The organism is Castellaniella sp. (assembly GCF_036379515.1).
In the GTDB taxonomy this organism is placed as follows: domain Bacteria; phylum Pseudomonadota; class Gammaproteobacteria; order Burkholderiales; family Burkholderiaceae_B; genus Castellaniella.
The window spans coordinates 1-2,888 of the sequence record NZ_DASVGN010000041.1 but is presented as its reverse complement, the minus strand read 5'-3'; the positions used below and the strand labels follow the sequence as shown (position 1 = coordinate 2,888).

Annotated in this window: 4 protein-coding genes; all 4 read left to right on the top strand. The window is 61.0% G+C overall.

Features of this window, described 5'->3' with window-relative positions:
• Nucleotides 1-396: hypothetical protein (locus tag VF285_RS14405; protein WP_346953337.1), on the top strand; the 396-nt coding region annotated here is incomplete at its 5' end.
• A 190-nt stretch (nt 397-586) separates the two neighbouring features.
• Entirely contained in the window at nt 587-967 is a 381-nt protein-coding gene (locus tag VF285_RS14400; protein ID WP_346953336.1) for a hypothetical protein, read from the top strand.
• Nucleotides 968-1,005: 38 nt separating this feature from the next.
• The gene (locus tag VF285_RS14395) at nt 1,006-1,710 is read left to right on the top strand and encodes a type IV secretion system protein (protein WP_346953335.1); all 705 of its coding nucleotides are present in this window, start codon (nt 1,006-1,008) and stop codon (nt 1,708-1,710) included.
• Between the two features lie 18 nt (nt 1,711-1,728).
• On the top strand, nt 1,729-2,673 hold the full coding sequence (locus VF285_RS14390; RefSeq protein WP_346953334.1) for a type IV secretion system protein: 945 nt from the start codon (nt 1,729-1,731) through the stop codon (nt 2,671-2,673).
• Nucleotides 2,674-2,888: the final 215 nt, after the last annotated feature.

Sequence of the window (2,888 nt, the reverse complement as noted above, 5' to 3'; positions counted from 1 at the left end):
CGCTTCCTAATTTCGATCTATGGCGAACGCTGGACCCCTGAAGACCGGGAAGCAGGCCAATTCAGCGAGGGCACCGCCGAAATCGAACGCGAAGCCGTCGATGCCGACGAACTGCAGCGCATCGGCCAGGACTACGGCCTGGACCTGCCTTCGGCCTCCGATCCCCGCCACGCGCCCTATCTCTGGTTTTCGTCCAGCACCCCGCGCGAGGATCAGGAATATTTCGGGGAAGGTGTACACAAGTATTACAGCCTGCATATCCACGAAGTGAATGGCCATCGGCCAGAACCGGCGGACATCCAGCGCGTAGCTGATCTCATCGGCGTGCGCTTCGATCACCCTCTGCAGCTGCAGGCACCGACGCACGAACAGGAGGGCCCCGACCTATGTCTGTGACCCCTGAAAACCTTGACCGACCACCCACCGCCGACGAAGCCATGGGCATGGCCTGGTGGAACATCCTGAAACCATCGGAACGCACGACCTGGCTTACAAAAGCTGGGCCCGCCTGCAGCGTGGCTGATGCCTGGGCCGTCTTCAAACGGCACCAAGCCCCCCCCACCAACCCTTCCCCACAGGACACTCCATGAACCGACGACATTTCATTGCCGCCACCGGCGCCACCCTGCTGACCCTCCTCGCTGGATGCAAGACGGAAGCGGATGGGGAAAAGTTTGTCGGGTATTGGAAATCTGACAGCAAGTACGATCCCGACGTGATCCACATTACTCGTAACGGCGACAGTTTCCTGTTCACGGTCGTCGCCAAGGGGCCGCTTGGCGGCGACTATCAGGCCCACAATCTGCCCGCCAAGCTGGACGGGTCAGACAACATCCTGATCGTTGGTGAAAAGCGCATCGCCTATGACGAAAAGGCCGACATGGTCGTCTCGGATCAGATGAAGGCGCGCCGCGCGACCGAAGCCGAATATCAGGCTATCGCCGGACCCGCAGTCACTCAGCAGTAATTCCCGCGCCTCAGAGCGCAATTCTCGGAGTACCCCCCATGACACGCTGCAAGTCACTTGCGGTGGGCATCGCCCTGTCCGCCGTTTTCATGCACTCCGCCTACGCCGCTGGTATCCCCACCATCGACGCCGCCACCATCGCCCAGCTGCAGGAACAGCTACTCACCGCCCGAGACCAACTGAAAAATCTGACTGACCAGCTGGCAACTGCCCGCAGCCAACTTGCCGCCTTCACGCAATCCAGTGGCTACGGCAACGTCGTCGGCAACCCCGACACACGCAACCAGCTGCGCGCGGCGCTGCCGTCTAACGCACGGGATCTGCTGGACCGTTCCGGTGGATCCAGCCTGGACAGTGACGTAAGCCGCATTACAGACCAAGTCATGGGGCCGGTGAACTTCCGGGAAGATCGACAGGATTTATCCAGGCAAGCCCTGAACATCGAGGCGACATCCAAGGCCATGAGTGAACGCGCCTACGATTCGATGACTCGACGCCTAGCCAACGTGGATGCCCTACAGGACAAGATCAATCAGACCACCAACCCTAAGGAAATTGCGGAGTTGCAGGCCCGCATCCAGATCGAGCAAGCCAACATTCAGGCCGAACAGGCGCGGATTCAGCTTGCCTCCCAGCAGCTGGATGCAGAGCGTCATCTTTTACAGGCCCGAACTGAGCGGGTGTATGGGGGCTGGTTTGGAGACAGCGACACCACCGGCGGCGAAGCCGGGGCGACCAGGTGAGGTCATTCCATGCCCGGCATGAATCCTCCCGTTACCCAGCCGACAGCGCCCAGCGACATTGCCCAGTGGGCCATAACCCAAACCCAAAACACGCTGAGCGAGGCGGTCACTGGCCCCATGCAGGCTCTCTTCGAGGCCCTGATGCCGGTCATTGTCGTAGGGCTCACCCTGCAGTTCTTGATCTACGCCTTTGCCCTGATGCACGGACAGGGTGGCATGACCGTCACCGAGTTCTTTCGCAAGGCCATCCTGGTGGCCATCGTCTCCACGATCTTCGGAGCCGGTGGTCTGTATCAGACCGACATTGCAAAAACCATGGTGGCTCTGCCGGATGACGTCGCCCAGATTGCCCTGGGTACAGGCAGCGTGGCCGAGGAAGTGGACAAACTGCAGACCGAAACCAGCAAGGCTTCCAATGCCATGATCGGCAAGGGCGGCAACGGGGCTTGGTACAACGTGCTGCCGTCCACCAAGGAAGTGCTGGTCAGCATCCTGGCCATGCTGATACGTATCAACGCAGCCGTGGTGGGTAGCATCATCATGGTGATTGTCATCGTCTGCAAGGTCGGCATGGCACTCGTGGTAGCAGCTGGCCCCATTTTCATTGCTGCCACGCTCTTCGAGCCCACGAAGCCGCTATTCAACAGCTGGGTCTCCCAGGCCTTGAACTTCGTGTTCCTGGCGCTCTTGGCTGGACTCATCTTCGGCCTGCTGCTGCAGATGAATATCCAGTTGATCCGCATGATCGTCGATCAAATCAATGGCGGCGCCAAGGACATTCTGGGTCTGTATGGCGCCCAACTATTGGTCGGCATCGCCAGCCTGGTCGTCATGCTCATGCTGCCCGGCCTGGCCGCTGGCATGTCCAACGGCTTCGGCGCTCGTCTGGGCATCGGTTCCGCCGCCCACGGCGCCTTCTCGGTGCTGCGCCTGCGCAGCATGTTGCGCCCCCGCGCCAAGTAATCCTTCTGCCGATTCTCTGATCGCCTCAGATCCAGGCCTCGGCATTCCCCTTCTCTCATCTGCTTGCCGTGCCCTGGCAGGCCAGGAGCCCCGTACCCATGAAATCCCTCATCGCCGCCCTGGCACTCACAGGGCTGCTGGCTGGCTGCGCCTTTCACGCGCCTCAGTCCCCGCAGCCCGCCGATTCTCCCCGCGTGCCGGTAAACGCCACGCGA

Coding starts and splice junctions, on each gene's coding strand:
- VF285_RS14400 (WP_346953336.1), top strand. CDS start 587: ATGAACCGACGACATTTCATTGCCGCCACCGGCGCCACCCTGCTGACC.
- VF285_RS14395 (WP_346953335.1), top strand. CDS start 1,006: ATGACACGCTGCAAGTCACTTGCGGTGGGCATCGCCCTGTCCGCCGTT.
- VF285_RS14390 (WP_346953334.1), top strand. CDS start 1,729: ATGAATCCTCCCGTTACCCAGCCGACAGCGCCCAGCGACATTGCCCAG.